At 62.5% G+C, this 26,983-nt stretch carries 22 protein-coding genes and 4 pseudogenes; 18 read left to right on the top strand and 8 right to left on the bottom strand.

Annotation, left to right across the window (positions count from 1 at the left end; genetic code table 11):
- Positions 1–2 precede the first annotated feature (2 nt).
- Entirely contained in the window at positions 3–275 is a 273-nt protein-coding gene (locus BS626_RS07800; RefSeq protein WP_075181812.1) for a barstar family protein, read from the top strand.
- On the opposite strand, the gene BS626_RS07795 is transcribed toward BS626_RS07800, so the two are convergent.
- Genes BS626_RS07795 through BS626_RS07785 form a run of 3 tightly spaced genes read right to left on the bottom strand, consistent with a single transcriptional unit; the run spans position 272 to position 6,611 of the window.
- On the bottom strand, positions 272–2,527 hold the full coding sequence (locus BS626_RS07795) for a virulence factor SrfC family protein (RefSeq protein WP_075181811.1): 2,256 nt from the start codon (positions 2,525–2,527) through the stop codon (positions 272–274). The genes BS626_RS07800 and BS626_RS07795 overlap by 4 nt on opposite strands.
- Positions 2,524–5,424 (bottom strand): virulence factor SrfB, encoded by a 2,901-nt coding sequence (locus tag BS626_RS07790; protein WP_075181810.1) that lies wholly within the window; start codon positions 5,422–5,424, stop codon positions 2,524–2,526. The genes BS626_RS07795 and BS626_RS07790 overlap by 4 nt, the downstream gene beginning before the upstream one ends.
- Complete coding sequence (locus BS626_RS07785) at positions 5,424–6,611, bottom strand: SrfA family protein (RefSeq protein ID WP_075181809.1); 1,188 nt, start codon at positions 6,609–6,611, stop codon at positions 5,424–5,426. Before BS626_RS07785 ends, BS626_RS07790 begins: the two co-directional genes overlap by 1 nt.
- A 230-nt stretch (positions 6,612–6,841) precedes the next feature.
- Between BS626_RS07785 and BS626_RS07780 the strand changes: the two genes are divergently transcribed.
- The 11 genes and pseudogenes from BS626_RS07780 to BS626_RS18790 form a co-directional block, all read left to right on the top strand.
- Positions 6,842–8,950 carry a TonB-dependent receptor gene (locus BS626_RS07780; protein WP_075181808.1) on the top strand — a complete coding sequence of 703 codons (2,109 nt, stop codon included), beginning with the start codon at positions 6,842–6,844 and terminating at the stop codon, positions 8,948–8,950.
- A 155-nt stretch (positions 8,951–9,105) separates the two neighbouring features.
- Entirely contained in the window at positions 9,106–9,642 is a 537-nt protein-coding gene (gene gntK, locus BS626_RS07775) for a gluconokinase (RefSeq protein ID WP_075181807.1), read from the top strand.
- Between the two features lie 57 nt (positions 9,643–9,699).
- Positions 9,700–10,695, top strand: a complete 996-nt coding sequence (gene gntR, locus BS626_RS07770) for a gluconate operon transcriptional repressor GntR (RefSeq protein ID WP_075181806.1) — start codon at positions 9,700–9,702, stop codon at positions 10,693–10,695.
- 234 nt (positions 10,696–10,929) lie between these two features.
- Entirely contained in the window at positions 10,930–12,246 is a 1,317-nt protein-coding gene (gntT, locus tag BS626_RS07765) for a gluconate transporter (RefSeq protein ID WP_075181805.1), read from the top strand.
- Positions 12,247–12,387: 141 nt separating this feature from the next.
- Positions 12,388–13,596: a zinc metallochaperone GTPase ZigA gene (gene zigA, locus BS626_RS07760; RefSeq protein ID WP_075181804.1), complete on the top strand. Its 1,209-nt coding sequence runs from the start codon at positions 12,388–12,390 to the stop codon at positions 13,594–13,596.
- Between the two features lie 153 nt (positions 13,597–13,749).
- Positions 13,750–14,514 carry a winged helix-turn-helix domain-containing protein gene (locus tag BS626_RS07755; RefSeq protein WP_075181803.1) on the top strand — a complete coding sequence of 255 codons (765 nt, stop codon included), beginning with the start codon at positions 13,750–13,752 and terminating at the stop codon, positions 14,512–14,514.
- Positions 14,515–14,678: 164 nt separating this feature from the next.
- The gene (locus tag BS626_RS07750) at positions 14,679–15,368 is read left to right on the top strand and encodes a haloacid dehalogenase type II (RefSeq protein ID WP_075181802.1); all 690 of its coding nucleotides are present in this window, start codon (positions 14,679–14,681) and stop codon (positions 15,366–15,368) included.
- Between the two features lie 91 nt (positions 15,369–15,459).
- Positions 15,460–16,110 (top strand): oxygen-insensitive NAD(P)H nitroreductase, encoded by a 651-nt coding sequence (nfsB, locus tag BS626_RS07745; protein WP_075181801.1) that lies wholly within the window; start codon positions 15,460–15,462, stop codon positions 16,108–16,110.
- A gap of 109 nt (positions 16,111–16,219) precedes the next feature.
- The gene (locus BS626_RS07740) at positions 16,220–17,383 is read left to right on the top strand and encodes a M20 aminoacylase family protein (RefSeq protein ID WP_075181800.1); all 1,164 of its coding nucleotides are present in this window, start codon (positions 16,220–16,222) and stop codon (positions 17,381–17,383) included.
- A 79-nt stretch (positions 17,384–17,462) separates the two neighbouring features.
- A complete protein-coding gene (locus BS626_RS07735; RefSeq protein WP_075181799.1) occupies positions 17,463–17,885 on the top strand; it encodes a DUF2231 domain-containing protein in 423 nt (140 codons plus the stop codon).
- Positions 17,886–17,915: 30 nt separating this feature from the next.
- Positions 17,916–18,284: pseudogene (locus tag BS626_RS18790) on the top strand (sorbosone dehydrogenase family protein); the annotation flags it as partial.
- Here the strand turns inward: BS626_RS18790 and BS626_RS19055 are convergent.
- Positions 18,273–18,419: pseudogene (locus BS626_RS19055) on the bottom strand (DUF4158 domain-containing protein); the annotation flags it as partial. The pseudogenes BS626_RS18790 and BS626_RS19055 overlap by 12 nt on opposite strands.
- Before the next feature lie 19 nt (positions 18,420–18,438).
- Positions 18,439–18,670, bottom strand: a pseudogene (locus BS626_RS07725) (O-acetylserine/cysteine exporter); the annotation flags it as partial.
- 192 nt (positions 18,671–18,862) lie between these two features.
- On the opposite strand from BS626_RS07725, the gene ydeE reads away from it, so the two are divergent.
- Entirely contained in the window at positions 18,863–20,056 is a 1,194-nt protein-coding gene (gene ydeE / locus BS626_RS07720) for an efflux MFS transporter YdeE (protein ID WP_075181798.1), read from the top strand.
- Positions 20,057–21,700: 1,644 nt separating this feature from the next.
- Positions 21,701–21,943, top strand: a pseudogene (locus BS626_RS07705) (sorbosone dehydrogenase family protein); the annotation flags it as partial.
- Between the two features lie 33 nt (positions 21,944–21,976).
- Here BS626_RS07705 and mdtI read toward each other — a convergent pair.
- Complete coding sequence (gene mdtI, locus BS626_RS07700) at positions 21,977–22,303, bottom strand: multidrug/spermidine efflux SMR transporter subunit MdtI (RefSeq protein ID WP_075181795.1); 327 nt, start codon at positions 22,301–22,303, stop codon at positions 21,977–21,979.
- Complete coding sequence (mdtJ, locus tag BS626_RS07695) at positions 22,293–22,646, bottom strand: multidrug/spermidine efflux SMR transporter subunit MdtJ (RefSeq protein WP_075181794.1); 354 nt, start codon at positions 22,644–22,646, stop codon at positions 22,293–22,295. Before mdtJ ends, mdtI begins: the two co-directional genes overlap by 11 nt.
- Before the next feature lie 390 nt (positions 22,647–23,036).
- On the opposite strand from mdtJ, the gene pptA reads away from it, so the two are divergent.
- The gene (gene pptA / locus BS626_RS07690; RefSeq protein WP_075181793.1) at positions 23,037–23,267 is read left to right on the top strand and encodes a tautomerase PptA; all 231 of its coding nucleotides are present in this window, start codon (positions 23,037–23,039) and stop codon (positions 23,265–23,267) included.
- Between the two features lie 8 nt (positions 23,268–23,275).
- Positions 23,276–24,106 carry an arylamine N-acetyltransferase gene (locus BS626_RS07685; protein WP_075181792.1) on the top strand — a complete coding sequence of 277 codons (831 nt, stop codon included), beginning with the start codon at positions 23,276–23,278 and terminating at the stop codon, positions 24,104–24,106.
- Between the two features lie 39 nt (positions 24,107–24,145).
- Here BS626_RS07685 and BS626_RS07680 read toward each other — a convergent pair whose 3' ends face one another.
- Positions 24,146–24,817, bottom strand: a complete 672-nt coding sequence (locus BS626_RS07680; protein WP_075181791.1) for a YecA family protein — start codon at positions 24,815–24,817, stop codon at positions 24,146–24,148.
- A gap of 510 nt (positions 24,818–25,327) precedes the next feature.
- On the opposite strand from BS626_RS07680, the gene BS626_RS07675 reads away from it, so the two are divergent.
- Together BS626_RS07675 and BS626_RS07665 are read left to right on the top strand one after the other, a co-directional pair.
- Positions 25,328–25,525, top strand: a complete 198-nt coding sequence (locus BS626_RS07675; protein ID WP_075181790.1) for a hypothetical protein — start codon at positions 25,328–25,330, stop codon at positions 25,523–25,525.
- Between the two features lie 249 nt (positions 25,526–25,774).
- Positions 25,775–26,965, top strand: coding sequence for an acyltransferase family protein (locus BS626_RS07665; RefSeq protein ID WP_083615916.1), 1,191 nt, complete (start codon positions 25,775–25,777; stop codon positions 26,963–26,965).
- Positions 26,966–26,983 lie beyond the last annotated feature (18 nt).

The raw sequence follows: 26,983 nt of genomic DNA, 5'->3' as shown, positions 1-26,983 counted from the left end.
CGATGCAAACATACACCTTCGATTTTCGCCATCTGGACACGATGGCCGACGTTTACCAGCAGTGTCGCCGCGACTGGTCGCTGCCGGACACGTTTGGCGACAACCTGGACGCGCTGTGGGATGCCGTAACCAGCGGCATGCTGCCGCTTCCGGCCGAAGTGCGGTTGTGCCACCTCCACGAACGCGCCGATGATGGCACGTTCGATGATCTGGTGGCGCTGTGGTTTGACGCGGAGCTGGCGCTGCCCGGCGAGCTGACGGTGATGGTCAGTTAAGTTCGCGGCGGTTCCAGCGCGGCTATCAGCTGGCAAAGGGGCTGGCGCGCCTCCGGACTGAGCGGCGCGGCGCGGAAGCCCGCATTCTCTTCAATCAGCGCGTTGAGCGCCACCAGCCAGTCATAAATATAGTGTGCAGTGGTGTTCACCGGACGCGCATCCAGCCGCGTCAGGCGCTTGCCGGGCTGCCATCGCTGCGCCTGCGCCGGTGGCCGACTAAAAATGGGCTGCCCGGTATTCACCCGGCTGGTCGGCCGCGCGTAACCCGGCCGCTGCTGGAAACCCAGCCAGGCGACAAAGTCGCCCATCACCGCCGCCGCACTCTGCGCGGATTGCTCGGCCAGGTGCTGTTTATCCTGCCGTGACGGAATGGGCGCCAGCGCCTGAGCCAGCTGGCCGCTGAGGTCAAGGCGCTGAATCGCCGTCAGGCACTCCTGAGTCAGCTGCGCCATCTCACGACGGCTTAATCCCAGCTGCAGCAGCAGCGGACGATTATCCGGCAGCAGGCGCAGGTGGTGGGTCCACAGCTGCACCAGCGCCGGCGCGGCCTCCTGCGGACAGGCGATCGCCTGCCGCGGCGTTTCCGCCGCCGGCGAAGCGGCAAACAGATCGAGATCCAGCCCCCAGTCGCGCGCCGAAGTGGCCGTCTGATCGCCGTAGGAATGGCGGGTCAGACGCTGCAGCCACCACTGACGCAGGGTGTCCCGCCCGGGCTGCAGACTCTCAAGCAGGGCGCCGTGCTGGCTGGCTTGACGTTGCAGACCGCTCACCAGCGCGCGCGCCAGCTGCTGCTTGTGCGGCAGCGACAGGGCGGTCTCATCATCCAGCCAGGGCCGCAGCAGCCGCTCGCGCACGTCGTCGCGCAGTGCATCCAGCCGGGTGGCCAGTCGCGTCAGACGCAGCGCCGGGCAGAGCAGGCTCTGCAGCCAGCTGAGCATTCGCTCCCGGTCGCGCGCCGAGCTGGTCAGCATCGTGCCCCAGCTCTCGCCCGGCTGTCCGGCGGCCCGCTGTACTGCACCATCAAAGTTGACCCGGTCGATCGCGCGCTGATCCCAGCGGCTCAAACACCACAGCAGCGCCGGTTTACCCGCCGCCGGCGCGGCCGCAGGCCAGGTTTCTTCCAGCCACTGCCACAGCGCCTGCGCGGCGATCATCGCCTGCTCCCGCTGGCTGGCGGCGGTGGCGATCAGCAGCAGATCGCACTGCTGCAGCGCGGTGGCGCGGGCCAGCAGCATCCGGCTTTTTGCCTGCGCCAGCCGGGTGGGCAGCCCCGCCTCGCCGGGCAGGTCAAAGGGGGCGCCCAGCGCGGGAAACAGCAGCACATCGACCGGATCGTCGTGCCAGGCGGGATGGGGGGTGGCCGGCGGTAGCTGCAGCTCCGCCGCCAGCAGGCTAAGCTCCTCGCGACTGAGGGTTTGCGCCTGCGCCCGCTGGTCGCGGATCACCGGCGTCAGGACGATCGTCGCGTCATCCTGACGCGACGGCAGGGCGAGCGGGTCCCCGTCGGCGAACAGCGACAGCGGCAGCCATACGCGCGGCGCCTGGCTCAGTAAATCGAGCGCCGCCAGGCCCAGCCGCGCCAGCCGCTGGCATTCACCCTCCTCGCGCCACAGCGGAGCAAACAGCCGCAGCCGATCGTCCGGAGGGAGCCGCGGCGCCAGCCGCAGCGCCTCCGGCCAGAAAACGGTATCGAGCTGTGGGGCGCTGAGGCCCATCAGCCGCAGCAGCTGCCACAGATGCGCCACGTCAGCGGCAGTCATGCCGTCAACCCGCTGCGGCTGCGCGCGCGCCCGCGCGCGCTCAAGGCGCGCTTCGCAGGCCGCCACCTGCTCGCCGAGCGGGCCTGGCGTTGCCAGCGCGGCCAGGGTCGCGAACAGTTCGGCGGCGGAGAGCAGCGTCAGCGCCACTTCGTCATCCCGCTGCTGGTCGCGACCACCGATGCGCACCGACGCCGCGCGGCTGCGCGACAGCGGCTGCAGGGCGGGCTGGCAGTGGGCCTCAACGTTCACCAGCTGTTGCTGCAGTGCCGCTTTCCCGCGCGCGCTCTGGCCCACGATGCCGAGGGTGCAGGGCGATGCTGCCGCCTCCTGCAGGGCGGCAGCGCGGCCACTCGCCAGCTGCAGCTGCGTGGCAAGAAACGCGGCGTCCTGCGCCAGCACCGGCTGTACCTCAGGCGTGGTCAGCCACTGCTGCGCCCGATCAAGGCAGTGTGCCACGGCCTGCGCCTGGCGTTGATAGACGGTCAGTTTCATGACGCGTAGAGGCTCCCGCTGTCGATCCAGTAGTGGTTTTCACCCTGCAGGCTGCCCGCCAGGGTGTTCATCGTCAAGCGCAGCTGGCTGGTCGCCACCGGCGTGCCATCGCCAAACCGCGCGCTGGCGAGGCGGAACCCCTCCGGTGTGCGCTCGCCGGCGGGGCAGTCGGACTGCAGGCGCACATAGAGCGCACTGTCGCTGGCGACCCGCCGCGCGAGGCGCGGATCGGCAAGGGTTAACTGATAGAGCGGCGTGGCCGGCCAGCGGGCATTATCCAGCTGACGAAAGCCGAGGCACAGGTTGCCGTGCATCACGATTTCCCGCTGATTGTCGGTACGGTAGTCGGTGCTGTCCAGGTCGATTTCTGCCAGACCAATCGCTTCATCGCTGAGCAAGCCGTCGGCGCCGAGCGGACCGAGGTAGCGCAGCGTGGAATAGGGTTGAAAATCACCGGCGTTGAACCAGAAATGGCCGAGCCGCAGATCCTGCGCCAGCAGACACAGCATCGCACCCACCGCCGCGGTCGATTTCGGATTGGCGATCCGCCCCCGGTGTTGAAACGGATACCAGCTGCTGGTGTGGTAGCCCTCCAGCGACAGAATGCGGTTCACCGGCAGCGGCTGCATCAGGCGAAACAGGGCCTGAATGCCGGGAAAGCAGGCCGGACGACCGGTCAGCAACAGCACGTCGCAGGTATACAGCGCCACCACCTCGCAGAGCGCGCGCAGGCTCTGGGTAATGCGCAGCTCCGGCGACAGAAACAGGGCGTGCAGGTCAGCTAACCGCACCACCAGCGGGGTGGACAGCAGCGCAAAGGGGGCGTCGCCGGCGGGCAGATTGCGGGCTATCTCTGCATTAATCTGTTGATTTAGCGCCGCGGCGATCGGCTGCGGCAGCAGCGCGCCAAACGTGGCCTCTACCTCCGCCAGCGCATCCAGCGGATCCCAGCGCTCGTAGGCGCTGAGCAGCTGCTGCCCCAGCGGGATGAACAGCTGCAGCGTCAGCTGCTGGCGCATTGCCGCCAGGCCGTTCGCCTGCTGCCCATCGCCGAACAGGCGGCGCAGCAGACCGGCCGCATCCGCCGCGCCGCACTGCTGCAGATGGCTCTCCAGCGCCGGCAGTACGCACAGGCGAATCACGTCCAGCAGAATATCGTCGCCGGCGTGTTTAAACCCCTCGCGAAACAGCAGCCGCGGGTGGACGCGCCGGGTCTGACCGTCACCCTCCGCCAGCTGGTAGTGCGTGATCGCCAGATCGGTGGTGCCGCCACCAATATCAATCGAGGCAACGGTCAGGCTGCCAGCCTCCTCTGGCGGCTTATCCGGGCGCGCCTGATGGTGAAAGAAAGCGTTGGTGCGGCCGGCAAAGTTGACCTGAATTTCATTGTATAACCAGACCATCTGTCCGCAGGTCGCCTCATCCCACTCCATCTGCACCTCGGGACAGGGGATGCGATCCGCGGACCAGCCCATGCACTGCCAGTGCAGCGCAATCGCCTGCTGCATGCGGCGCCGGAAACATTCGCGTTCCGGTTTCGGCATCGCCGAAGGCAGGGTAAGAATAATGTGACGCAGGCGGCGGGGCTGTTCGCTCTGCCGCATCCGCAGCCGGTGGCCGACGCTGTTAATTTGCATCAGCGCCTGACACAGCAGCTCATTGAGCATCAGGGTCATCACCGAACTGCGGCTGTAGTGAGCGGAGAATACCGGCAGGCGCGCTTCCGGCGGCAGCGCGTCGAGCGGCGTGCCTTGATCGTTGATAAGCATCATCAGCGGCGCGGCGATGGCCTCCGGCTCCTCGCCGCGCTGGTTAAAGCGCCAGCCGGGCGTAAAGTGCGCGTCATCCCACAGGTAGCGGCGCGGGCTGGAGAGCCCGGTAGCGCCGGCGCGGCCTTCACGCTGGCGCGCCAGCCGGCTGGCTTCGTGCCCGGTTCTTACCAGCGAGGGCCAGACAAACGCCGATTCGCGGCCGCTCTCGCGCGAGAAATGCGCCTTACCGAAGCGCGCCTCGGCAAACTCGGTTCGGCTATCAAACAGTCCACTCCAGTGCTGATGGGGCGCGCTGAGATCGCGCAGCTGCAGTTCGCTGACGTGGCGCAGCCCGTCGCTGTCGCCGGCGTGCTCCTCTACCAGAATGCCGCAGGTATGCGAATTGCCGACGTCAAGCACCAGATCCACGGCGATGCTGGGGGCAAGTTCGCTGCGGGCGGTCAGGCGCACCGACGGCAGCGGCAGCTGTTCGGCCAGTAACTGCAGCAGATTGAGATAGTGGCCCTGATATTCAAACAGCTTCAGCGCACGGGTCAGCTGCGCTTCGCTGCGCAGCCCATTGTCGCCGGCGCTGAACGCCTCGCGCAGCCAGCCGTCCACCCAGGTGTGGTCAAGAAACTGGGTCAGCTCCTCGTTACGCCAGGCCAGAGAAAACAGCGTGCCGTTGGTGACGTCGTCGGCGCAGGGGCCATGGTGCTCGCTGCTGAGCAGCGCGGTATCCAGGGCGATACAGACGCGGTGGGTGGCACCGCCGGATGCCGTCGCGTCCTGCGCGGTCACCTGCACGCGCGCCCAGTTATCCGGACCGCCGCTCAGCGCGCGCGATGGATCAACGCGCAGCAGCGGCAGCGGCAGCCAGCAGCCCTGATAGCGTTCCAACGACTGCCGCAGCGACAGGCCCAGCTCGGGCCTGACCACCTCCGCTGGCGCCTGGGGTGTTGATGACAGCACCCAGCGCGGCGGCTCGCCCTCGCGCTGCAGCCGCAGCAGCGGACCGTTGGCACTCTGACGGACAAACTGGCGCTCATCATCCGCCGGCAGCATCAGGGTGAAATCGACAAACTGGATGCCGCTGTCGGCAATCAGCGTCAGCGACGCCGGCGGGGGGGAAAGCGGGGATAGCATTAGCGCGTCTCTCGGGTAATGGTTAACGGCAGTACGGTTTGCTGGCCAAAATCACCGCTGCAGTCGGCAACGTCGCCCGCGCCGGCCTTACAGCTGATGGTGGGCAGGCGGTAGCGGCTGCCATCGCTGCAGCGGGCCGGGGCGCGGGTATTGATCGCCAGCGCACCGGAGGGCATCAGCCCGCTCTGCACCGCGCCGCGACAGCTGACGCCATCGGCGAGGGTGATGCGTGCGGTGCCGGTGCCGCGGGTAAAGGCATAGCGCAGCACCGGCTGACGACCGATCTGCGTCGGAGTCATTTCTACCCTCACGCGCCACTGCCCATTAAGAAAACTGACGGAGCCGGCGCGAACCGACGCTTCGGGCATCAGCAGGGCGTGCGCCGGCAGCGTGCGCGGCGGCGCGGGCTGTATCGCCGCTGCCGGAGCGACCACGGTCGCCGTACCGAGCGGCAGGATGAGCGTCAGCGGCGGCAAGCTAAAGGGGGCGATGGCGAAGGCTGGCGGTACAGGTGCAGGCGCAGGACGCGTCAGCCACCAGCCGGCGCTGCCGGACAGCAGCGCCGCGGCGGCCACGCCGGCCAGTATCGCGGCGCGGCGGCGCCGCGCCGCGGGGAACGCGGTGGCCGCAGACGCCGGTGGCGGCAGCGGTTCATCGAGTACCGACAGCGGAATCGCCCCTGCGGAATGCGAACACGCCGCCGGCGGAGCCAGGCGTAAACAGGCCAGCGGATCGCCGTGCGGTTTGGCCTGCTGGCGCAGGAATCCCCAACAGGTGATCACCGCCTGGCCATTCACCAGCCAGACATGTTGCGGATCGGGAAAGTGGCGGGCTTTCTGCAACAGGGCGGCAAACAGGCACAGCGTGGGATTGTCGGCCTGGCGGGCGCGGCTAATTATCTGCGCCACGCCCTCCTGAAAGGCCTCCAGCTGGCGGAGCATTTGCTGTCGCTCGGCGGCGCTGGCGGCCTGCCAGCTTATGGCGCTGCCGGCCACCGGTGCGTACCAGTCCAGCCGATCGCCGGCGTCGTGCGACTGCGGGATGGCCAGCACGTTGGCTAACGCTTCGGCATGACGCAGCCGCAATGCTTCACGGATTTGCAGCGCGTAGTGCCACACCGGACGACCCTTTTCGCCCAGGGCCTGGAGCGGGGCCAGCGGCCCGCTGCGTAAGAATGTTGTTGCCACAAGCCTGCCTTTTCCGTTCAACGTGAGACTTAAGCCAAATGTGACTACTGTAGGGCAGCCTGCGACCGGGCAAACGGTGGAATAAGGGCTGAAATGAGTAACTATTCTCCGACTGGTCGCGCGATCGCCCGTGGCGTCAGGCGAACCGTTTGGTTCATTATTCGCTGGAAAGCATTGCAAAAGACACTAACATCATTACTATTCGCACCTTGATTAACACAGAATGACACATCGTGAAAAAACCTGACTCTTGCACTCCACTGCTGCTGTTGCCCCTGCTGGCGCCGCTGGCATACGCTCACGCGGCGGCCGACGATACGCTGGTGGTCAGCGCCAGTCCCGCCGCCAGCGGCCTGTCTGAACTGAACACCCCGGCCGCGGTCAGCGTGGTGTACGGCGAAACCCTGCGCACGTCTCAGCCGCAAATTAACCTTTCTGAAACGCTGGGCGTAGTGCCAGGGCTGCAGGTGATGAACCGGCAAAACTTTGCCCAGGATCTGCAACTGTCGGTGCGCGGCTTTGGATCGCGCTCCACCTTTGGCGTGCGCGGCGTGCGCATCTACGTGGACGGTATCCCGGCAACCATGCCGGACGGGCAGGGGCAGACTTCCAATATCGATCTTCAGTCTGCGGACAGGATAACGGTCTTGCGCGGGCCGTTTTCAGCGCTGTACGGCAACGCTTCCGGCGGGGTGATCGACGTGGAGAGCGAAACCGGCCGCGCGCCGGCAACGCTGTCGGTTGGCGGTTACGGCGGCAGTAGCGGAACCTGGCGCTACGGCGCAAAAGCGAGCGGCGCGCTGGGTGAGGGCGATCGTCCCGGCGATATGCACTATCTGGTTTCGTCTACCCGCATGACGACCCACGGCTGGCGCGACCACAGCGGGGCGCGCAAAAACCTCAGCAACGCTAAACTCGGGGTGCAAATTGATGACGTCAGTAGCCTGACCCTGCTGTTTAACCGCGTCGATATTAACGCCAACGATCCCGGCGGCCTGACCGAAGCGCAGTGGCGTGACGATCCGCGCCAGGTCGCCAGCAACGTCACCCTGTATAACGCGCGCAAAAAGCTGACCCAAACCCAGGCCGGCCTGCGCTGGCAGCGGCAACTCAGCGAGCAGGACGAGGTGAGCGTGATGGGCTGGGCCGGGGAGCGCGAAACCACCCAGTTTCAGTCGATTCCGGCGGTGGTGCAGCAAAGGCCCGGCCATGCGGGCGGTGTGATTGATTTAACGCGCCACTATCAGGGGGTCGACACTCGCTGGACCCACCGCGATACGCTGTTGAGCATCCCGGTCAGCGTCACCAGCGGTCTGGATTTTGAAACGATGACCGAACAGCGTAAGGGCTACGAGAACTTTGTCACCGTCAACGGTCAGCAGCAGCTGGGACAGCAGGGCAATCTGCGTCGCGATGAGCGTAACCGGATGTGGAACCTCGATCCCTATCTGCAAACGCACTGGGCGCTGACCTCCGCGCTGTCCCTCGACCTGGGGCTGCGCTACAGCACGGTCAGGTTTGATTCCAACGATCGCTATATCACCGCGAATAACGGCGACGACAGCGGCGAGGCCAGTTACCATCGCTGGCTGCCGGTGGCGGCGCTGAAGTACGCGCTGACGCCGGACTGGAATGCGTACGTGTCTGCCGGCCGCGGCTTTGAAACGCCGACCATTAACGAGCTCTCCTACCGCAGCGATGATCGCACCGGCTTGAACAGCGGCCTGCAGCCGGCGAGCAGCGATACGCTGGAAGTGGGCAGTAAAGCCCGCCTCGCCGGCGGCCTGTATACGGCCGCGCTGTTCCAGACCGATACCCGTAACGAAATTGTCGTCGACGGCAGTGATAATGGCCGCACCAGTTACAAAAACGCCGGTGAAACCCGTCGGCGCGGGTTGGAGCTGTCGCTGGATCAGCCGCTGCCCGCCGACTGGCGCCTGCAGGCGGCCTGGACCTGGCTGGATGCGACCTACCGCGAAGGAGAGGTGCCGGTTGGCAACCGCATCCCCGGGGTCGCGCGCAATATGGGCTATGCCACGCTGGGCTATGCGCCGGCCGCCGGATTCCACGCCGGTATTGACGCGCGCTATATGAGCAGCATCGCGGCCAACGATGCCAACAGCGTCAAAACGCCCTCTTATACCGTTGCCGGCGCCAGCGCGGGCTACCGCTGGCTGGTGAAGCAGCTGGAGGTCGATCTCTACTCTCGGGTGGATAACCTGTTTGATCGGCAGTTTATTGGTTCGGTTATCGTTAACGAAAGTAACGGTCGCTATTTTGAACCCTCGCCCGGCCGCAGTTGGGGCGTCGGGTTGAACGTGGCCTGGCGGTTCGAATAAGCTCGGCTGATGGGCGCCCGGGCGGGCGCCCTTTTTTTGAAGTTCATCACAAAATGAAGCGACGGCGGCGTATCGTGCTTGCTGACCGCGGGAAATCCGATAATGTTACCGGTAACAACCTGATGGTCGGGTTGTGGTTTTGACAGGAGTTCCCCATGTCTGCATCCTCTCACCACGCCTTTGTACTGATGGGCGTTTCCGGCAGCGGTAAAACCGTGATCGCCAGCGAGCTGGCCCGCCGCCTCTCCGCCGCGTTTCTCGACGGCGATTTTCTGCATCCGCGAGCGAATATCGATAAGATGGCGCGCGGGGAACCGCTGAATGACGACGACCGTGCTCCCTGGCTGGCAAAAATCAACGACGCGATTTACGCCATGCAGCGCACCCAGCCGGTGTCGCTGGTGGTCTGCTCGGCGCTGAAGCGTCAGTACCGCGATCGCCTGCGTCAGGATAGCCGCAACCTGACGTTCCTCTGGCTGAAAGGGGATTACGCGGTGATCGAATCGCGCATGAAGGCGCGTAAAAACCACTTTTTTAAACCGCAAATGTTGCAAACGCAGTTCGCCACGCTGGAAGCGCCGGGCGCCGATGAGCCTGACGTCATCGCCCTGGATATCTCGGTGCCGGTGGAGGAAGTGATTGCCCAGGCGCAGGCGGCCATCGCGCGCGTTACCGGTACCTGCGCTGACTGATCGCCGCCGCGTGCCAGTGTGCTACACTCGCGGCATGTAACTGAAGCGTGAACCCCGATGAAGAAAAAAAGACCGGTGTTACAGGATGTGGCCGACCTGGTAGGGGTCACTAAAATGACCGTCAGTCGCTATTTGCGCGACCCAAACCTGGTGTCCGCCGCGCTGCGCGACAACATCGCCGCGGCGCTGGAGACGCTGGGGTATATTCCCAATCGGGCGCCGGATATTCTCTCTAACGCCACCAGCCGCTGCATTGGCGTGCTGTTGCCCTCCCTCACCAACCAGGTATTCGCTGAACTGCTGCGCGGCGTCGAGGGAGTCACGGACTCCCACGGCTATCAAACCATGCTGGCGCACTATGGCTACAGCCCGGAGCGTGAGGAGGAGCGTCTGACCTCGCTACTGTCGTGGAACATCGACGGCCTGATCCTTGCCGAGCGGCAGCATACGGCGCGCACCCTGAAGATGATTGACGTAGCCGGGATCCCGGTGGTGGAGGTGATGGACAGCGCCTCGCCGGCGCTGGATATGGCGGTTGGCTTTAACAACGTGGAGGCCGCACGCCAAATGACGCGTTATTTGCTGGCCAAAGGGCGACGGTGCGTGGTGTATCACGGTGCGCGGCTGGACGAGCGCACGCGCCTGAAACAGCAGGGCTACGCCGAGGCGATGACTGAAGCGGGACTCACCCCGCGCAGTACCCTGACCGAACGCGCCTCCTCCTATTCGCTGGGCGCGGAACTACTGGCGCAAACCCTGCAGGCGTATCCCGATACCGATGCAATATTTTGCACCAATGATGACCTGGCGATCGGCGCCATTTATGCCTGTCAGCGTCGCGGCCTGCGGGTACCACAGGATATCGCGGTGGCCGGCTTTCACGGCCTCGATCCCGGCCAGGCGATGGATCCGCAGCTCGCCAGCGTGCTCACGCCGCGCGAAGCGATGGGGCGCGTCGCCGCCGAACTGCTGCTGGCCCGCCTGAAGGGTGACGCTGTCACTTCATCCGCCATCGATCTCGGTTTTACGCTGCTGCCGGGCGCCAGCGTATAACCGCGAGCCTGCAGCCGCGTTACGCGTGATCGTCATCGCAAAAACCGAAATTCCCCCGCTGTCACCATTCCCCTGCGGTGAATGTTACCCGTATCATGATACCGGTAACACTGCGCGGCTGGGGAACCCGCGTCTGCACCTCTGACGCTGACATCGCCGCAGACGCCCCCCGCCACAGACAAAGATAACAACGGGTCGCTGCGCGCATGCGTGAGCCGATCGGGGAGAAAAGAGATGCCATTAGTTATTGTTGCCGTCGGCGTTTTGCTGCTTCTGCTGCTGATGGTTCGCCTGAAGCTGAACGGCTTTATTGCGCTGATTCTGGTGGCGCTGGCCGTGGGAATTATGCAGGGAATGCCGGTGGATGAGGTGATCGCCGCCATCAAAAAAGGGGTAGGCTCAACCCTCGGTAGCCTGGCGCTGATCATGGGCTTTGGCGCGATGCTCGGCAAGCTGCTTAGCGACTGCGGCGGTGCCCAGCGCATCGCCACAACGCTTATCGATAAATTTGGCGTGAAGCACATTCAGTGGGCGGTGGTGCTGACCGGTTTCACCGTCGGCTTTGCGCTCTTCTATGAGGTCGGGTTTGTGTTGCTGCTGCCGCTGGTGTTCACCATTGCCGCATCGGCGCGCATTCCACTGCTTTACGTCGGCGTGCCAATGGCCGCCGCGCTGTCGGTGACCCACGGTTTTCTCCCTCCGCACCCGGGCCCGACCGCCATTGCCACGCTGTTTCACGCCGACATGGGCAAAACCCTGCTGTACGGTACGCTGCTGGGTATTCCAACGGTGATTCTGGCCGGACCGGTATTTGCCCGCTGCCTGAAGGGCATCGATAAGCCGGTGCCGCCGGGCTTGTGGAACCCGAAAACTTTTAGCGATGATGAGATGCCCGGCTTCGCGGTTAGCGTCTGGACCGCGCTGGTGCCGGTTATCCTGATGGCCATTCGCGCGGTTGCCGAGATGATCCTGCCCGCCGGTCACGCGCTGCTGCCGTGGGCGGAGTTCTTTGGCGATCCGGTCATGGCGACGCTGATCGCCGTGCTGATTGCCATCTTTACCTTTGGTCTTAACCGCGGCCGCAGCATGGACGAGGTCATGGAAACCCTCTCCAGCTCGATCAAAATCATCGCCATGATGCTGCTGATTATCGGCGGCGGCGGGGCGTTTAAGCAGGTGCTGGTCGAGAGCGGCGTTGATAAATACATTGCCAGCCTGATGCACGGCAGCAACGTGTCACCGATTTTGATGGCGTGGACCATCGCCGCCGTGCTGCGTATCGCCCTGGGCTCCGCTACCGTGGCGGCGATTACCGCCGGCGGGATCGTGGCGCCGCTGATTGCCACCACCGGGGTCAGCCCGGAGCTGATGGTGATTGCGGTGGGCTCCGGCAGCGTGATTTTCTCGCACGTGAACGATCCCGGCTTCTGGCTGTTCAAAGAGTATTTCAACCTGACCATTGGTGAAACCATCAAGTCCTGGTCGGTGCTGGAGACCATCATTGCGCTCTGCGGCCTTGCCGGCACGCTGCTGCTCTCCACCGTCGTGTAATGGCTGTCGCTCAGGTGTCGTCCGGCACCTGAGCCAGCTGCCTCGCCGCCGCGTTTTCCTCCCCCGTCGCACCGTCAAGCCGCGAACGCCTTTCGCCCTGATGTTTGTTATGTTATAACATGACAAAATTCAGGAGGTCTTATGACTGTTCACACTGCTTCCGGCGATACTCGCCTGCCCGTCACCGTTCTGTCCGGCTTTCTGGGCGCCGGTAAAACCACGCTGTTAAATCACATTCTGCACAATCGCGAGGGGCGACGGGTGGCGGTGATCGTCAACGATATGTCCGAAGTGAACATTGATGCCAGCCTGGTGCGTGACGGCGGGGCCGCGCTGTCGCGCACCGATGAAAAACTGGTCGAAATGAGTAACGGCTGCATCTGCTGTACCCTGCGGGAGGATCTGTTGGTTGAGGTGGCGCAGCTGGCGGAGTCAGGGCGCTTTGACCAGCTGGTTATCGAATCTACCGGCATTTCAGAACCGCTGCCGGTGGCGGAAACCTTTACCTTTAGCGATGAGCAGGGCCGCTCGCTCTCGTCGCTGTCGCGACTCGATACGCTGGTGACTGTCGTTGACGGCTTTAATTTTCTGCGCGATTACGATGCTCAGGACTCGCTGCAGTCGCGTGGCGAATCGCTCGGCGAAGAGGACGATCGCTCGGTGGTCGACCTGCTGATTGAGCAAGTCGAGTTTTGCGATGTGCTGCTGGTTAACAAATGCGATTTGATCGATGCCGCAACGCGCGAGCGGCTGGTCGGACTGCTGAAGGGGCTGAACCCGCGCGCGCGCATAGAGCTAACCGAGTTTGGTCGTATTGGGCTGGAGAAGGTGCTCAACACCGGCCTGTTCGATTTTGACGCCGCGGCGCAGGCTCCCGGCTGGCTGCAAGAGCTGCGCGGCAGCCACACGCCGGAGACCGACACCTACGGTATTAGCAGTTTTGTGTATCGCGCGCGCCGGCCGTTTCATCCTCAGCGTTTCTGGGCGCTGTTTTCCGACGATATGCCCGGCGTCGTGCGCTCCAAAGGGTACTTCTGGCTGGCCAGCCGGCCGCAGTTTGCCGGCAGCTGGTCCCAGGCCGGTGGCATGGCGCGGCAGGGGCGGGCAGGGCTGTGGTGGGCCAGCGTGCCGGACGATCAGTGGCCAGAAGACCCCGAGAGCCTGGCGATGATCCACGAGGTCTGGCAGGAGGGGCCCGGAGATGCGCGTCAGGAGCTGGTGTTTATTGGCCAGCAAATGGATGAGGCGGCGCTGCGGGCGGCGCTGGACGCGGCGTTGCTTAACGACGTGGAAATGGCGGCCGGGCCACTCCTCTGGCAACACTATCCCGATCCGATTCCCGCCTGGTAATTCGCCATTTCGTTATGATATAGTATATCAATCGAGCCGGCCTGCTTCCTCTAGCGGGCCGGCTCTGTCGTATGCATTATCGGGCGCACGCGCCATTCCCTGGCGTGTTTAACCCATTTACCGGCCTATGGCGCGCTTAAGACGGCGAACAGCATGAATAAAACCTTCACCATTAATCAGTGCATTACATTTAACATAACCGATAACACGCTGATCCATCCCCCCAGCGGGCAGCGCCTCACCCTGCGCGCGCCGGCCGCGCTCTGTCTGAAGCTGCTGCTGGAAAACCCGGGCAAAATCGTCGCGCACCGCGAGCTTTGTCAGTATGCCTGGGAACGGTTTGGCATCGCGGTGACCAACAATACGCTGCATGGCGTGATTTACGCATTGCGTAAAGCCTTTAGCGAACTGGGGGAGTGCGGCGAGGAGATCATCAAAACCGTTCCGCGGCGCGGTTTTTTGCTGCCGGAAACCGTTCAGGTGACGATGCACAGCGTGCCCATCGAGGCGGAAGCGGCAGCCATCCCGCCACCGTCGTTCGTCGATGTTCCGCCGCTCCCCGGTCCGCAGCACATCCCCTTTACTCCGCGCCTCGTGGCCGTCGCCTGTCTCACGCTGGTGGCGTCCGTGGTGGTCAACTATGCCGTGCTGGTCAGCCTGCTATCGGTGGACAGCTATGCCAGCCAACACTTTCTCCCCTCGGCCACGCGGGCGTTAGCCAGCGTCGAACACGCGTTCAGCCGCGAGCCGGGCAGTCAGTGTCCCCGGCAGCGTGCACTGCAGCAGCAGCGTGCGCTGCTGCGACCGCTGGCGCCCGTGGAGCTGGCGGCCCTGACGCGGCCCGAGCGCCTCACTGACGAACCGCTGGACGCAGGGATCATTCCCGCTCAGCCGCAGGAACTACACTACGAAGATTAACGCTGCCGCGGCCTGACTCACCGCCGGACATCGGTATTCCTGGGCGGGCGCGGGCTTCACGACCGTTACGGACGCCTGCCCGAACCCGCCGGTCACGCCCGGTGGCTTATCGTGCCCGCTAACCGCGCGGCACTTAACTCAACAGACGGCGTTCCGGAGGGAAGGTGACAGAGAGACGTGAAGTATCAGAAACCGCGGGGGTACTCTTTTTTGACGTCAATGAAACGCTGCTGGATACCGCACCGCTGAAGGCCAGCGTGGGGAAAAGGTTGGGGGGCAGGGCGGATCTGGCCGACGTCTGGTTTACGTCGCTACTGCACTATTCGCTGGTCGATAGCGTGACCGGCTGCTGGCACCCCTTTGGCGATATCGCCGAGGCGGTACTGCAGATGACCGCGGAGCGCTACGGGGTATCGCTGGCGGCGGCAGACCGCCCGCTTGCTAGCGTACTGGCCACGCTGCCGGTCCATCCCGATGTACCGCCGGGGCTCGCCCTCCTGCGCCAGCGTGGCTATACCCTGGTCGCGCTGACCAACTCCTCCGCTACGCTGGCGCAGGAGCAGCTGCGCGCTGCCGGGATTGGGCACTTTTTCACCGCGGTTCTCAGCGTTGAAACGCTAAATACTTATAAACCGGCCCTGCGCGTATACCACTGGGCGGCGCAGCAGATGGGCAGCCCTGTCGCCGCATGCATGATGATTGCCGCCCATGGCTGGGACATAGGGGGAGCCAGGCTGGCCGGTTTGAAGACCGCCTTTATCGCCAGACCGGGGCAGGCGTGCTATCCCCTTGCTCCTCAGCCGGATCTGGTCGCCAGCGATATTACTGCGCTGGCAGCGCGCCTGGCTCCCTGACGGCAGAGCCGGCAGGGCACGAAGTGCGTTAGAGACAATTAAACTGATATCGTAACCTATAGCTTAATAAAACCGATTGCCGGAGAGCAGAATGAATTTGAAAAAACTGAGCCTGGAGCGTTACTCCACCAAATCCTATGACAGCAGCAAAACCATCCCGCCGGGGACGCTGCATGAGCTGATGGCGCTGCTGCGCTACGCGCCGTCCTCAGTGAACTCGCAGCCGTGGCACTTCCTGCTGGTGGGCAGCCACGACGGCAAAGCGCGCCTGACCCGCGCGGTAGGCGATGCGTTTGCTTTCAATCAGAGCAAAGTGCGCGATGCCTCACACACGGTGGTATTCTGCGTGCGTCGCGTTCTGACCGACGCTTACCTGGCGGATATCCTGGCGCAGGAAGCTGCCGACGGCCGCTTTGCCAAACCGGACGCCGAGGCGACGACCGATCAGGTGCGTAAAGGCTTTGTGAATATCCATCGCGAGGCGGGTGACGTCAGTGAATGGATGGAAAAGCAGGTCTATCTGGCGCTGGGATCCGGCCTGCTGGGCGCGGCCGCACTGGGGCTGGACGCCACGCCGATCGAAGGCTTTGACACCGCGGCCGTCGACGCCGAGTTCGGCCTCGCGGAGCAGGGCCTGCGTAGCCTGGTGCTGATGACCGTTGGCTATCGCAGCGAGAGCGACTTTAACGCTGCGCTGCCGAAATCGCGTCTGCGCGAGCAGGCGGTGGTCACCGAGCTGTAATTCCCCCCACGGCGGGATCTTCCCGCCGTGCTTCCGCCCGCCTGGCATCCCTGGCCGCGACGCGTTAAGCTGGCAAGAGTTAACGCAGCCGGAACGGCAAGGAGTCACTATGTCCCTATCCCGTGAGCGTCTGGCCGAAGTCACGGCGTGGCGTCAGGATTTTCACCGCTATCCCGAACTGGGGTATCAGGAGCATCGCACTAGCCAGCGCATCGCGGCCAGGCTGCGCAGTTGGGGGCTGCAGGTGACGGAAGGGCTGGCGGGCACCGGCGTGGTGGCCACGCTGGAGAACGGTCCAGGACCGGCGATCGGACTGCGTGCCGACATGGACGCGCTGCCGATCCAAGAGCTGGGCGAAGCGCCCTGGCGCTCGCAGCACCCCGGCGTGATGCACGCCTGCGGCCACGACGGCCACACGGCGATTCTGCTGGCGGCCGCGCGGGAACTGAGCGAGCAGCGCGCGTTCAGCGGCACGGTGCATTTTCTCTTCCAACCCGCGGAAGAGAATCTCGGCGGTGCCCGCCGCCTGGTTGAAGAAGGGCTGTTCCGCCGCTTTCCCATGGACGCCATCTATGCGCTGCATAACTGGCCCGGCCTGCCGCTGGGCGAGGTGGCGCTGAATGCGGGCGCAATGATGGCCTCGCTCGATCCCTTTGAGATAACCCTCACGGGCCAAAGCTGCCACGCGGCGATGCCGGAAAACGGCGCCGATCCCATTGTCGCCGCCGCCCAGCTGATCATGGCGCTGCAAACCATTCCGTCCCGTCGGCTGGCGCCAACCGCGTCTGCGGTGGTCAGCGTGACGCAAATCAACGGCGGCGAAGCGATTAACGTGATCCCGGAAACGGTGGTGCTCAAGGGGACGCTGCGCTGCTTACAACAACCGGTTCGTAACCGGGTTCGGGCGCTGATTGGCCAGTTTGTCGAGGCGCAAAGCGCCCTGTCAGGCGTTGAGGGCGCGCTCCGTTGGCATCCGGGCTATCCGGTAACCGACAATCATGCGGCGGCGGCGGCGCAGGTGAAGGCCACCGCGCAGCAGGCCGACTGGCCGCTGCGCTGGGACGTTACGCCATCGATGGCGTCGGAGGACTTCGCCTGTCTGCTTGAGCAGTGCCCCGGCGCCTATTTCTGGATCGGGGCGGACGGCCACACGCCGTCGGCCCCGCTGCACAATGCGCGTTACGATTTTAACGATGCGCTGCTGGCGCCGGCGGTGACGTTTCTGCTGCGGCTGGTGCGCCAGTGCTGTCCGCCGACGGCCGCGCAGGGATAATTCGCAAAATACATTAAACTTACTAACCTTTTACAGCCGGGCGGCCGGGTCCGCCGTGGCGTTTAAAAGGAGAATGTTAATGGCCGTGACTCCCTACGCGCCGCCGCTCTGGCGACCGGCGCTCTACGCGCTGTTTACTCCGCTGCCGCTGGGCTGCTTCACCGCCGCGCTAATCTGTGACACCCGCTATCTGTTTAGCTATCAACCGTTCTGGACTCAGGCAGCCAGCTGGCTGATCGTCTTTGCGCTGCTGCTGGCGGCGACCCCCCGGCTGATGAGCCTCGGGCAGGTATGGCCGGGGCGGGCAGTACAGCACAGTGTGGTACAGCGGCGCCGTTTCTGGCTCAATGCGCTGGTCAGGGGGCTGGCGATCATTCATGCCTTTATCCACAGCCGTGACGCCCGGGCGGTGGTGCCTGCCGGCGTGGTGCTCTCTACCCTGACGGTGGTGGCGTTACGGATAGCCCATCTGGATGTGGCGACCGCTGCCCGCCATCGATAAGGAGGCGCCATCAGTCGCTGCTCGCGTCACCTGCGCCCGCTGCTGGCGCTGCCGCTCTGTCTGACCGCCTGCGATAATGGCGCCGCGCTGGATCCGGCGAAACAGATCGGGGCCGACCCGCAACGGCCCGAAGCTCAACGTTTTTTACTGCCGCCGATTCAGGTCCCGACGGGCATCGCCTGGTAACCGGGCGAAGCGCCGCGCGTCGCCGGGGGATTACGCATCGATAAAATTGCCGAGGGCCTGCTGCATCCGCGCCAGCTGTAAACCTTACCAAACGGTGATGTGCGGGGGGTTGAGGCCAGCGGTCCACCGAAACCGGTCAGCCGGCCAAAGCAGCTCGTCATGGGGATCGTTCAGAAGGCCTCTAAAAAGTGCGGCGCCGGCGGCAACCGCATTATCAAACATCAGACCGGGTCGCTCATTACTGAGCCAGGCCCGGGTATACAGCAGACGCTTCAGGCGAAAAGACCGTGAAAAATTGCCAAATTCATGGTAACCGTAATATTGCTTAATCAGCGCAGCATGTTCTCTGAAGGGGAGCCCGCTCTGCGGCGCAAAAGAGAAACGCGAACTGGCCAAAGCTGATGGTCAGACCGTAGCCCAGCGGCAGTTTAAAGGGGATCGTTGGACGCGCCAAAAAGAAGATGGCCGGGAAGGCGACCAGCATAAAACGGATACCGGCCAGCATCAGCAGCGGCATGTTGCGCAGTCCTGATGACCACAAAATTAACCCCCCATACTGCTACCGCCAGCAAAGCCAGCAGCCTGTCTTTACGCGTCATACCCCGCCCTGAATTATTAATAATTTGTTAACGAATCAAGGTGGCAGAAAAAGTACGCTGCGAGAAGATCATTAATTCTGGCAGGCAGTTGAAGCACTTAGGGATAAATCCGGTGCTATACAAGCCCCTTAGGTCATGGTAATCCTGTTAACACACATTTAATAAAAGCAGAAGCAACTGTCGGGCAGGAATATGAAACCATCTCTCAGGCGTTCAACCGCAGCGCTGCTGGCATCGTCATTGTTGTTAACCATCGGTAGAGGGGCAACGCTGCCGTTCATGACCATTTATCTCACGCGCGTCTACAGCATGAGCGTCGAAAATATTGGTTATGCCCTGACCGTGGCGCTGACCATTGGCGTGGTATTTAGCCTGGGATTTGGCATTCTGGCCGATAAGTTTGATAAAAAACGCTACATGCTGATCGCGATCGCGGCGTTTATCGCCGGGTTTATGGCGATCCCGCTGGTCAATAACGTCACGCTGGTGGTTCTGTTCTTTGCGCTGATCAACTGCGCCTACTCCGTTTTTTCGACGGTGCTGAAAGCCTGGTTCTCTGACGTACTCACCTCCAGCCAGAAGGCGCGGGTCTTCTCGCTTAACTACAGCTTCCTGAACATTGGCTGGACGGTCGGCCCGCCGATTGGCACCCTGCTGGTGATGTACAGCCTGCAGCTGCCGTTCTGGCTGGCGGCCTTTTGCGCCGCCCTGCCGCTGGGCTTTATCCATTTCTTTGTACAGAAAAGCGTGGCGTTAGATACCGCAGAGGAGAGGACGCCGTGGCAGCCGTCAGTATTGCTGAAAGACCGCGCGCTGTTCTGGTACACGCTCTCTGGCCTGCTGGCGTCGTACGTGGGCGGGTCGTTCGCGAGCTGTATTTCACAATACGTTCTGGCCGCGGATGCGGACAGTGATTTCGCCGAAAAGGTGGTCGCCGTGGTGCTGCCCGTCAACGCCGCCGTGGTGGTGACGCTGCAATATGCGCTGGGCCGCAAGATCTCAGCCAGCAATATTCGCCCGCTGATGACCCTCGCCACCCTGTTTTTTATCCTGGGGCTGGGCGGCTTTATGCTCTCCGGGGAAAACCTGGTTTACTGGGGCATCGCTGCCGCCATTTTCACGCTGGGGGAGATTATCTATGCGCCGGGTGAATACATGCTGATCGACAACATTGCCCCACCGGGAATGAAGGCGAGCTATTTCTCCGCCCAGGCGCTGGGCTGGCTCGGCGCGGCGGCAAACCCGATGATCACCGGTATTATCCTGACCAACCTGCCGCACTGGTCCTTGTTTGCGATCATGATGGTCGCCATCGTCATGGCCTGGCTGATGATTCTGCGTGGGATGAGCGTGAAGGCCTGGTGCGAAACACCCGAGGTGGCGTGAAAGGTTTAACTGTCGGGTGTAGCGGAAGAGGACTTCCGGACGGCGGCGATAATATGAGAAATAAACTGGAAGTGCTGTTGGTGCATAATTTAAGTTTTCAGTAATTGAAAAATTAACCCCGGTTTCCTGATAAACCTGAGCCATAAAGTGATACAGCCGAAGCTCTGTATTAAGGCGACAACGCTCCAGATTATCGTTTATCTCATCCGCCACCTGCTGGAGAACCTTGTCGCTGACCTTGCGACTATCATATCTTCCGCAACATTGGCAGCGTGATTTTCCCGCCTCCGGGCTTAAGCCTCTCCAGCAACTCAAGCGGATGAAAATGCCACACTGCGCGCTGAGTGGCGAACGACGGCACCTTATCCATCCAGCGCGTGGCGTCCAGAAATCCCCCGTTAGCCCGCTGTACAACTGGACTATCATGCCTGTCTTTAAATACCGATGACCAGCGTGAATCTTCGCGGGTACTGTGCCAGTCGCTGTCATGCCTCACTATCAGCCGTCGCGCATATTCCGGGATGTTCATCTGATTGGTATACAGTGCGCCAAACAGCCATTTGTCCTGGGATTTATCAGGATACGGGTCGGGCGGTCTTCTGTTTTCAGCATTGTGGATCTGGCTGTCCTAAAACATTTTTGCCTGTGCTGATGCGGGGCCTTTTTCGCTGTCAAAGTGCGAGCTGATGCTTTTCAGGACATCAATAACCCAGCGTTCATCCAGCGTGCGGGTAAAATCGGTTGCTTCAATACAGTGAAAGGAGCGTTCTGGCGTGATCGTGCTTATTTGCCAGCACGTCCGCCACGATTTGACGGCTGTTACCGTCGCGGGAGTGTTTACGCATCCGCACCCCGTGGCCTTTTTGCGTGGCGCGGTAAAGGGGGCGTTTCGGAAATTCTGACGGTGGCGCGGTGTGCATCTAGAGCTGATACAGCGTCAGCCTGGAGGATTCATCCTGTTCATCGGGCTTGTACACCGATTTGACCAGCACAAAGGTGCCGGACTGGCGCAGGGGGCGTTCCTGGTAACACGCCATCCTTACGTCATCCCGGTTTACCCGCCATGCCGGCACCTCGCCGGCCATCATGAACTGGAGCGGGACCGATTTTTCCGGCGAATCCGGATCCAGCACCGAAGCCGGAGACGATGAGGTCCTGATGGGGCCCCCCCGTGCCAGTCATGACTAATGCCAAGTCACCACCAACCGTGGGCGTTTTTGCGGATGTCGGTCAGCAGCTCGTCATAGTCCTTATCGTCCCCTCCGTCGGCTCTCCGTAGCGGATAACGTATGGTCATCCTCTTTCCCTGAGTTAAATCGCCATAACCATCCTCATCGCAGGGAGTTAAGACGAAGGGAACATAAACGTATGCAGATGTTATTACTGAGGTAATGACCGAAGTAGACGGCTTCACGCCGTTGGGCTGTTTCGCTTTGACTGTGAGGGTAGGTTTTCGAACGGCTGAGTTAGGGTTCTCTTTAAAACAATAAGCTATGCTGTTGGCGTACGTTTCCGCTCCATTGGCCCTCAAACCCCAATTATGGCATGGGGCAGAGCGCCGAATGTCTGCTTTTCGCTCATAGCTGCCCGTCATGCCAGCTCATTAAACAGGCTTAACGTAGGATATTTTCCCATTTTCCAAGCGGACCCCCTATCAGCGAGCACGGCAGCTGGAACCGGTCGCCGCTGAATGGCTATCGCGTCGTGTGGATTAACTGTGTAAACGGCAAACCGAGCGGGATACCGAAAACGGTGCTCTCCGGCTTTCTGACCGAGGGTGAAAAACCGGTGCGGGGCTTACCGGTAGGACTGGCAGACGATCGCCAGGGCGGGCTGCCGATCGCCGACGATGCCGGCAACAGCGTCTGGCGGGTCAGCGGTAATTGATGTTGCGGCCCCCGTGATGGGGGCCGCTCACGGTCAGGCCAGATGGATACAGGTCATACCCAGCAGCAGCAGCCCCAGTCCGCACCAGCCGCGCCGCGTCAGCCGCTGATTGAACAGGATCCAACCCATTGCCACCGTGGCCAGCAATCCCAATCCGCCCCACAGTGCGTAAGCCACCGTCAGGTCAATGCCTTTTACTGCCTGACCCAGCGCGCTAAAGGCGGCCAGCACCGCCAGCAGAGAGGCGATGCCGGGTAGCAGGCGGCGAAAGCCATCGCTGTACTTGAGTAAAACGTTGGCCACTATCTCCAGCGCAATGGCCAGCAGCAGCCACGCAGCGTGTTGCCAGTCAGTCAGCATCCTGTGCCCCCCGACGCGGCGCCTGAATCACGCCGTATTTGATGAAGACAATGCCGGATACCAGCGCCGCCAGGCCAAAGGCCTTCAGCGGCGGAAACGCTTCATCAAACAGCGCGATACTGAACAGGGTAATCAGCATAATACCTACCCCTTCCCACAGGGCGTAGGCGACGCCCAGCGCTATTTTTTTGATAGAGATGGCCAGCAAAATATAGGACAGGGCAATCATCACCAGCATGACGCCAAAGCCAAGCGGCTGCTGGTGCACGCTGGCCCATTTCATGGCCAGCGTACCGGTAATTTCGGCGACGATCGCCAGAATAAGCACGCTCCAGTAATACATGCACTTCTCCTGCTAAAAAGAGAATCATCATTTCCGTGGTAACCACAGAAAACCGGGTAGACGCCGTTGAGCGTCACAGCAGGGGAGAAGCGCGCTACAGCGCGGTACGGAAATGGCGGTCGCGCAGCGTGCGGACGCAGGAAGGAGAGATAAAACGACACATCATTCTGATTAATGCCTGGGTTATTTCCATATAGGCAACAGTGGGTCCACGGCGTTGCTTTTCATCGGTGTGGACGCATTCAGTCCTCGGTAGTAGAACACCCGCTCAGTGTGCCAGATTTATCCGATGATGCGAAAAATAATGAGTGTATTATCCGCATGCTGTTCAGCCGGGGTTTATTATCGTAGTGTTCAGGTCACTGTTATCCCTTCATCGGAGTCATGCCCATGCCACACGTCACCATCAAACATTATCCTCGCGACCTGTCAGCCGAACAGCAGCAGGCACTGGCCGATGAGGTGACCGCGCTGATTGCGCGCCACTTCGGCAGCCAGCCGCAGTCGGTCAGCCTTGCGCTACAGGAGGTCAGTCCGGAGGCGTGGAAGCAGGCGGTGTGGGATCCCGAGATCGCCCCGCAGCTGGCGACGCTGGCGAAAAAACCCGGCTACAGTCTGTAACGCGCGTCATGACATGGGCTCTGCCTGCCTGGCTTACGCGTATCGGCTACGACGGCAGTCCTGCCGTTAATCTGGCTACGCTGCAGCAGCTGCACCGCTGCCAGCCCGATGCGATCCCCTTTGAAAACCTCGACGTACTGTTGGGACGCCCGCTGGATCTCAGCGACGACGGCATTTTTGACAAGCTGGTGACGGCCGGACGGGGAGGGTACTGTTTTGAACTTAACGGGCTGTTTGCGGCCGGACTGCGTCAGCTTGGCTTTCGGGTTCGCGATCTCGCTGCCCGGGTATTGCTCGGCGATAGCGATGAGGTTCCCCCGCGCAGCCACCGGATGATGATGGTCACCCTCGACGGCGAGCGCTGGCTGGTGGATGTCGGCTTTGGCGGTCAAACCCTGACCGCACCGCTGCGGCTGATGGGTGATGTGGTGCAGCCCACGCCGCACGGCGACTTTCGCCTGCGCTGCGGCCCGCGCGGCTGGCGGCTGGAGAGCCACACGGCATCGGGCTGGCTGCCGCTGTATCAGTTTACGCTGGCGGCGCAGTATCCTGCAGACTACCGCATGGCGAATCACTTTGTGGCCAGCTGGCCCGCATCGCATTTTCGCCACCGGCTGATGGTGGCCCGCTCGCTGCGGGACGGGAGCAGTCGGCGTCTCAACAATCGCTGCCTGAGTCGGGTGCAGGGGAGCGCGCGGCAAACGCAATGGCTCACCGACGCCGCGGCCCTCGCCGATACGCTAAGCCGCGAGTTTGGCCTTCGTCTCGATCATCCGCGGCACGGTATTCCCGCCGCCTGGCTGGCGAGGCTGCTGGCTGGCCTCGGCGAGGATACCTAAGGTTCTCGATCCCGGCGGTCAGCGCGACCGTGCGCATACTCAGTGCAGGCAGCACTGCTTGTATTTTTTGCCGCTGCCGCACAGGCAGGGATCGTTGCGGCCCGGCTTGGCGTCGGCCACGGCGGGCGTTTGCGGCGCTTCGTTGCCGGAGGGCGGCAGCGTTAACCAGTAATCATGCAGCGCCAGCGCCGCCGGGCGAATGGCCTCCATGCTGTCGGCAAAGGCCTCCGGGCTGAGGGCCTCCACGCGGGGAAAATTCGCTTCGCTGCCGTGCAGGCGGATCGCCTCCAGCGCCGGCTGCAGCGCATCTGGCAGCGACGACCAGTCGCTTAAACCGACGCCGCGCAGGTAGCCAAAGCACCACTCTTCCACCACGGTAAACTCCGTTCCTTCCATCGTACGGGTGCCAAACAGCGGCTCAAACTGCTCGGGATAGTCGGCAAGGCGGTCGGCAATGTCGTTCATATGCTGAAATGCCAGATCCATAAAGCGCGACATCTCACGCTCGGAGTGCCAGCGGGGGATGTGCTTCTCGCCGCCCCACAGCGCAACCAGCCAGCGGCTGGGTTCCACCATTGTCGGGCCGGACAGTACCGCGGTCAGCAAGCCGTCCAGTTCGGCGACGTCCTGGATGGACGCCTCGCTGCGGTATTTTTCCAGCGTGTCGTCCAGCCAGTTCAGTTCGTTTTCGGTCAATGGCCCCTGGTTCATGGTGTTGCCTCCTCAGGCAGGTCAGTCAAGTCGGCGCAAATGTACCATTAAATGTCTGCAACGGTAACCGCCGATCCGCGCGTAGCCTCCCGGCCGGGCCGCTTCCACAAGATGTTGCGCCGGGGCGAACGGGACGTCACTGCGGCTCCTGAATCCTCAAAGGCGCTATTCCGTGCAAGCCGTATTGCGGTTTGGCAACAATGCCGTGCGCGATCTTTGCCCGCTTCATCAGGGCCTCGCCGACGGCGTGAGGCCGTTCACTCCCGGCATGCAAACGCCGACGGGCGGGCGTCAAATAGTGACGGTGTCACTGATTGCGCAGCGGGAAAGCGGTGAGGGCGCAGGGCTGTCGGGGCCCCTGCTGGCCGGCCATCGGCGGCGCGTGATGGCTCGCTGCCTGCCGATTGTAGAGGAAACATCACTGTTCGCAGTCGTGCCTGCCGGCCGTCGGCGGAATCGGTCCACCCACAGCCGGCGAGGATCCCGGCGCACGGCGGCGGCCTGGGTCACATGGCGCTGCCGGTGCTGACCTGCGGCTACGGCGCTCGCGCGCTCGCCGCCGCTATTTGGGATGCCAGGCCGGAAGCTGCCGCAGCGCCTGCGCGGATCCGCAGTCAGGTGGATAACGATACTTCACTGGCGTCGGCTGCACCGGCGCCAGACATGAAGGGCAATCTGACGGCGGTGGTTTCGCCGGTCAGCGCTTAACGCGACGGCCCGGCGGACCGCGGCGCCGGGCGGATGGGGCGCTACCGCAGCCCCGTACGTTACTGCTGGTGGGACGGATACGGAAGCGATGCGGCATGATTGATATCCACGCCGGCTGCGATCCGCCGGCGCGGCTGCCGGTCGAATCTGCTGCCGCCGGGCGCCATTGGCGAACGGGCGCCGCGGAAGAGGGCCTGCCGGATCCGGTGATAACCGCGGCCCGCCGTCGGGCGGGGGTTATTCCGAATTATGCCATTACCCCTGGCCCGCACAATAAAGAAAAGTCTATTATTCGCCGCGAAAAAATATCTCAGGCAGACAGTTGCCTCCACGCTGAATAATTCAGCGTGCGTAACAGTGGGATACGATAAACAGTCTGATAAGACAGGAGCGGTAATGGCAAGTCAGCAACGGGCGCACGGCCTGGATTTATTAAGAGCTATCCTAATTTTAATTGGAATACCTTACCATACTGGACTTTTGCTCGGCGATATGAATTGGGTTTATAACAGCGCCCATCATAAAAGCGACGTTATTCCACTATTATCCGCGATATCTCATTTGTTTCGCATGGCGCTGTTCTTTTTTATCTCCGGCTATTTTTGTCATCTGGTGATTGAAAAGAAGGGCAGCGATTTTTTTTGGCACAGCCGCTTAACCAAAATTGCACTACCGCTGCTGACGGCGACGCTGCTGGTTGCCCTGCCGCAGGCGTGGCTGGTCCGGCGCGTCAGCCCGGATCACCACGTGGGCAGCCTGGTATCACACCTCTGGTTCTTGTACTGCCTGTTACTTATGTCTGCGCTGGTGCTGCGCTGGCACGCGCCGCTGGAGCGGCGGCTGCGGCGCCGCTGGCCGGTCGCGGCAGGCGTCGCGGCGATCGTAGCGGTGCTGTATGTTTGCGCGATAATGAACCGCCTGATCCCCGACGGCTGGCCGCTGCAGCTGCGAGAAGTGCTAAAGATTCCCGTGCGCACTCTGCACTATATGCCGTTTTTTCTGCTGGGCTTTGCCCTGAAGGCGCAGGCGCCGTCGGTGCAGCGTATGATGGCTCTCCCCTGGTGGTTGTCGCTCGCCGCGCTGCTGGCACTGATGCTGGTCTGGTTCAACGGCGAGGCGCTGCCGGGCTTTACCTTCGCCAAACCGCTGCTGGAGGCGCTGATTCCACTGCTGGCCATTCCGTTGGTGTTTTCGCTTTTCCTTCGGGATGGCTTTAGCCACTCACCGCTGGTGGAATTCATCACCCGCTCTGCGCTGGTGGTGTATGTCTTTCACCATCCGTTTATTATTCTGTATGGCTACCTGCTGGATCCGCAGCCTGTCAGCGCCTGGGCGTATTACCTCAGCGTTATTAGTCTGTCGGTGGGATCGTCTGTCATCTTATATTGGCTGCTGCGCCAGTTCCCGCTTACCCGGACGGCGTTCGGTATAAAGTCATAATGCTCAGCCCCCGACGCG

This window comes from Pantoea sp. 1.19 (genome assembly GCF_001922585.1).
Taxonomy (GTDB): domain Bacteria; phylum Pseudomonadota; class Gammaproteobacteria; order Enterobacterales; family Enterobacteriaceae; genus 1-19.
Note: the sequence above shows the minus strand (reverse complement) of the source record. Positions and strands in the feature narration are given on the sequence as shown.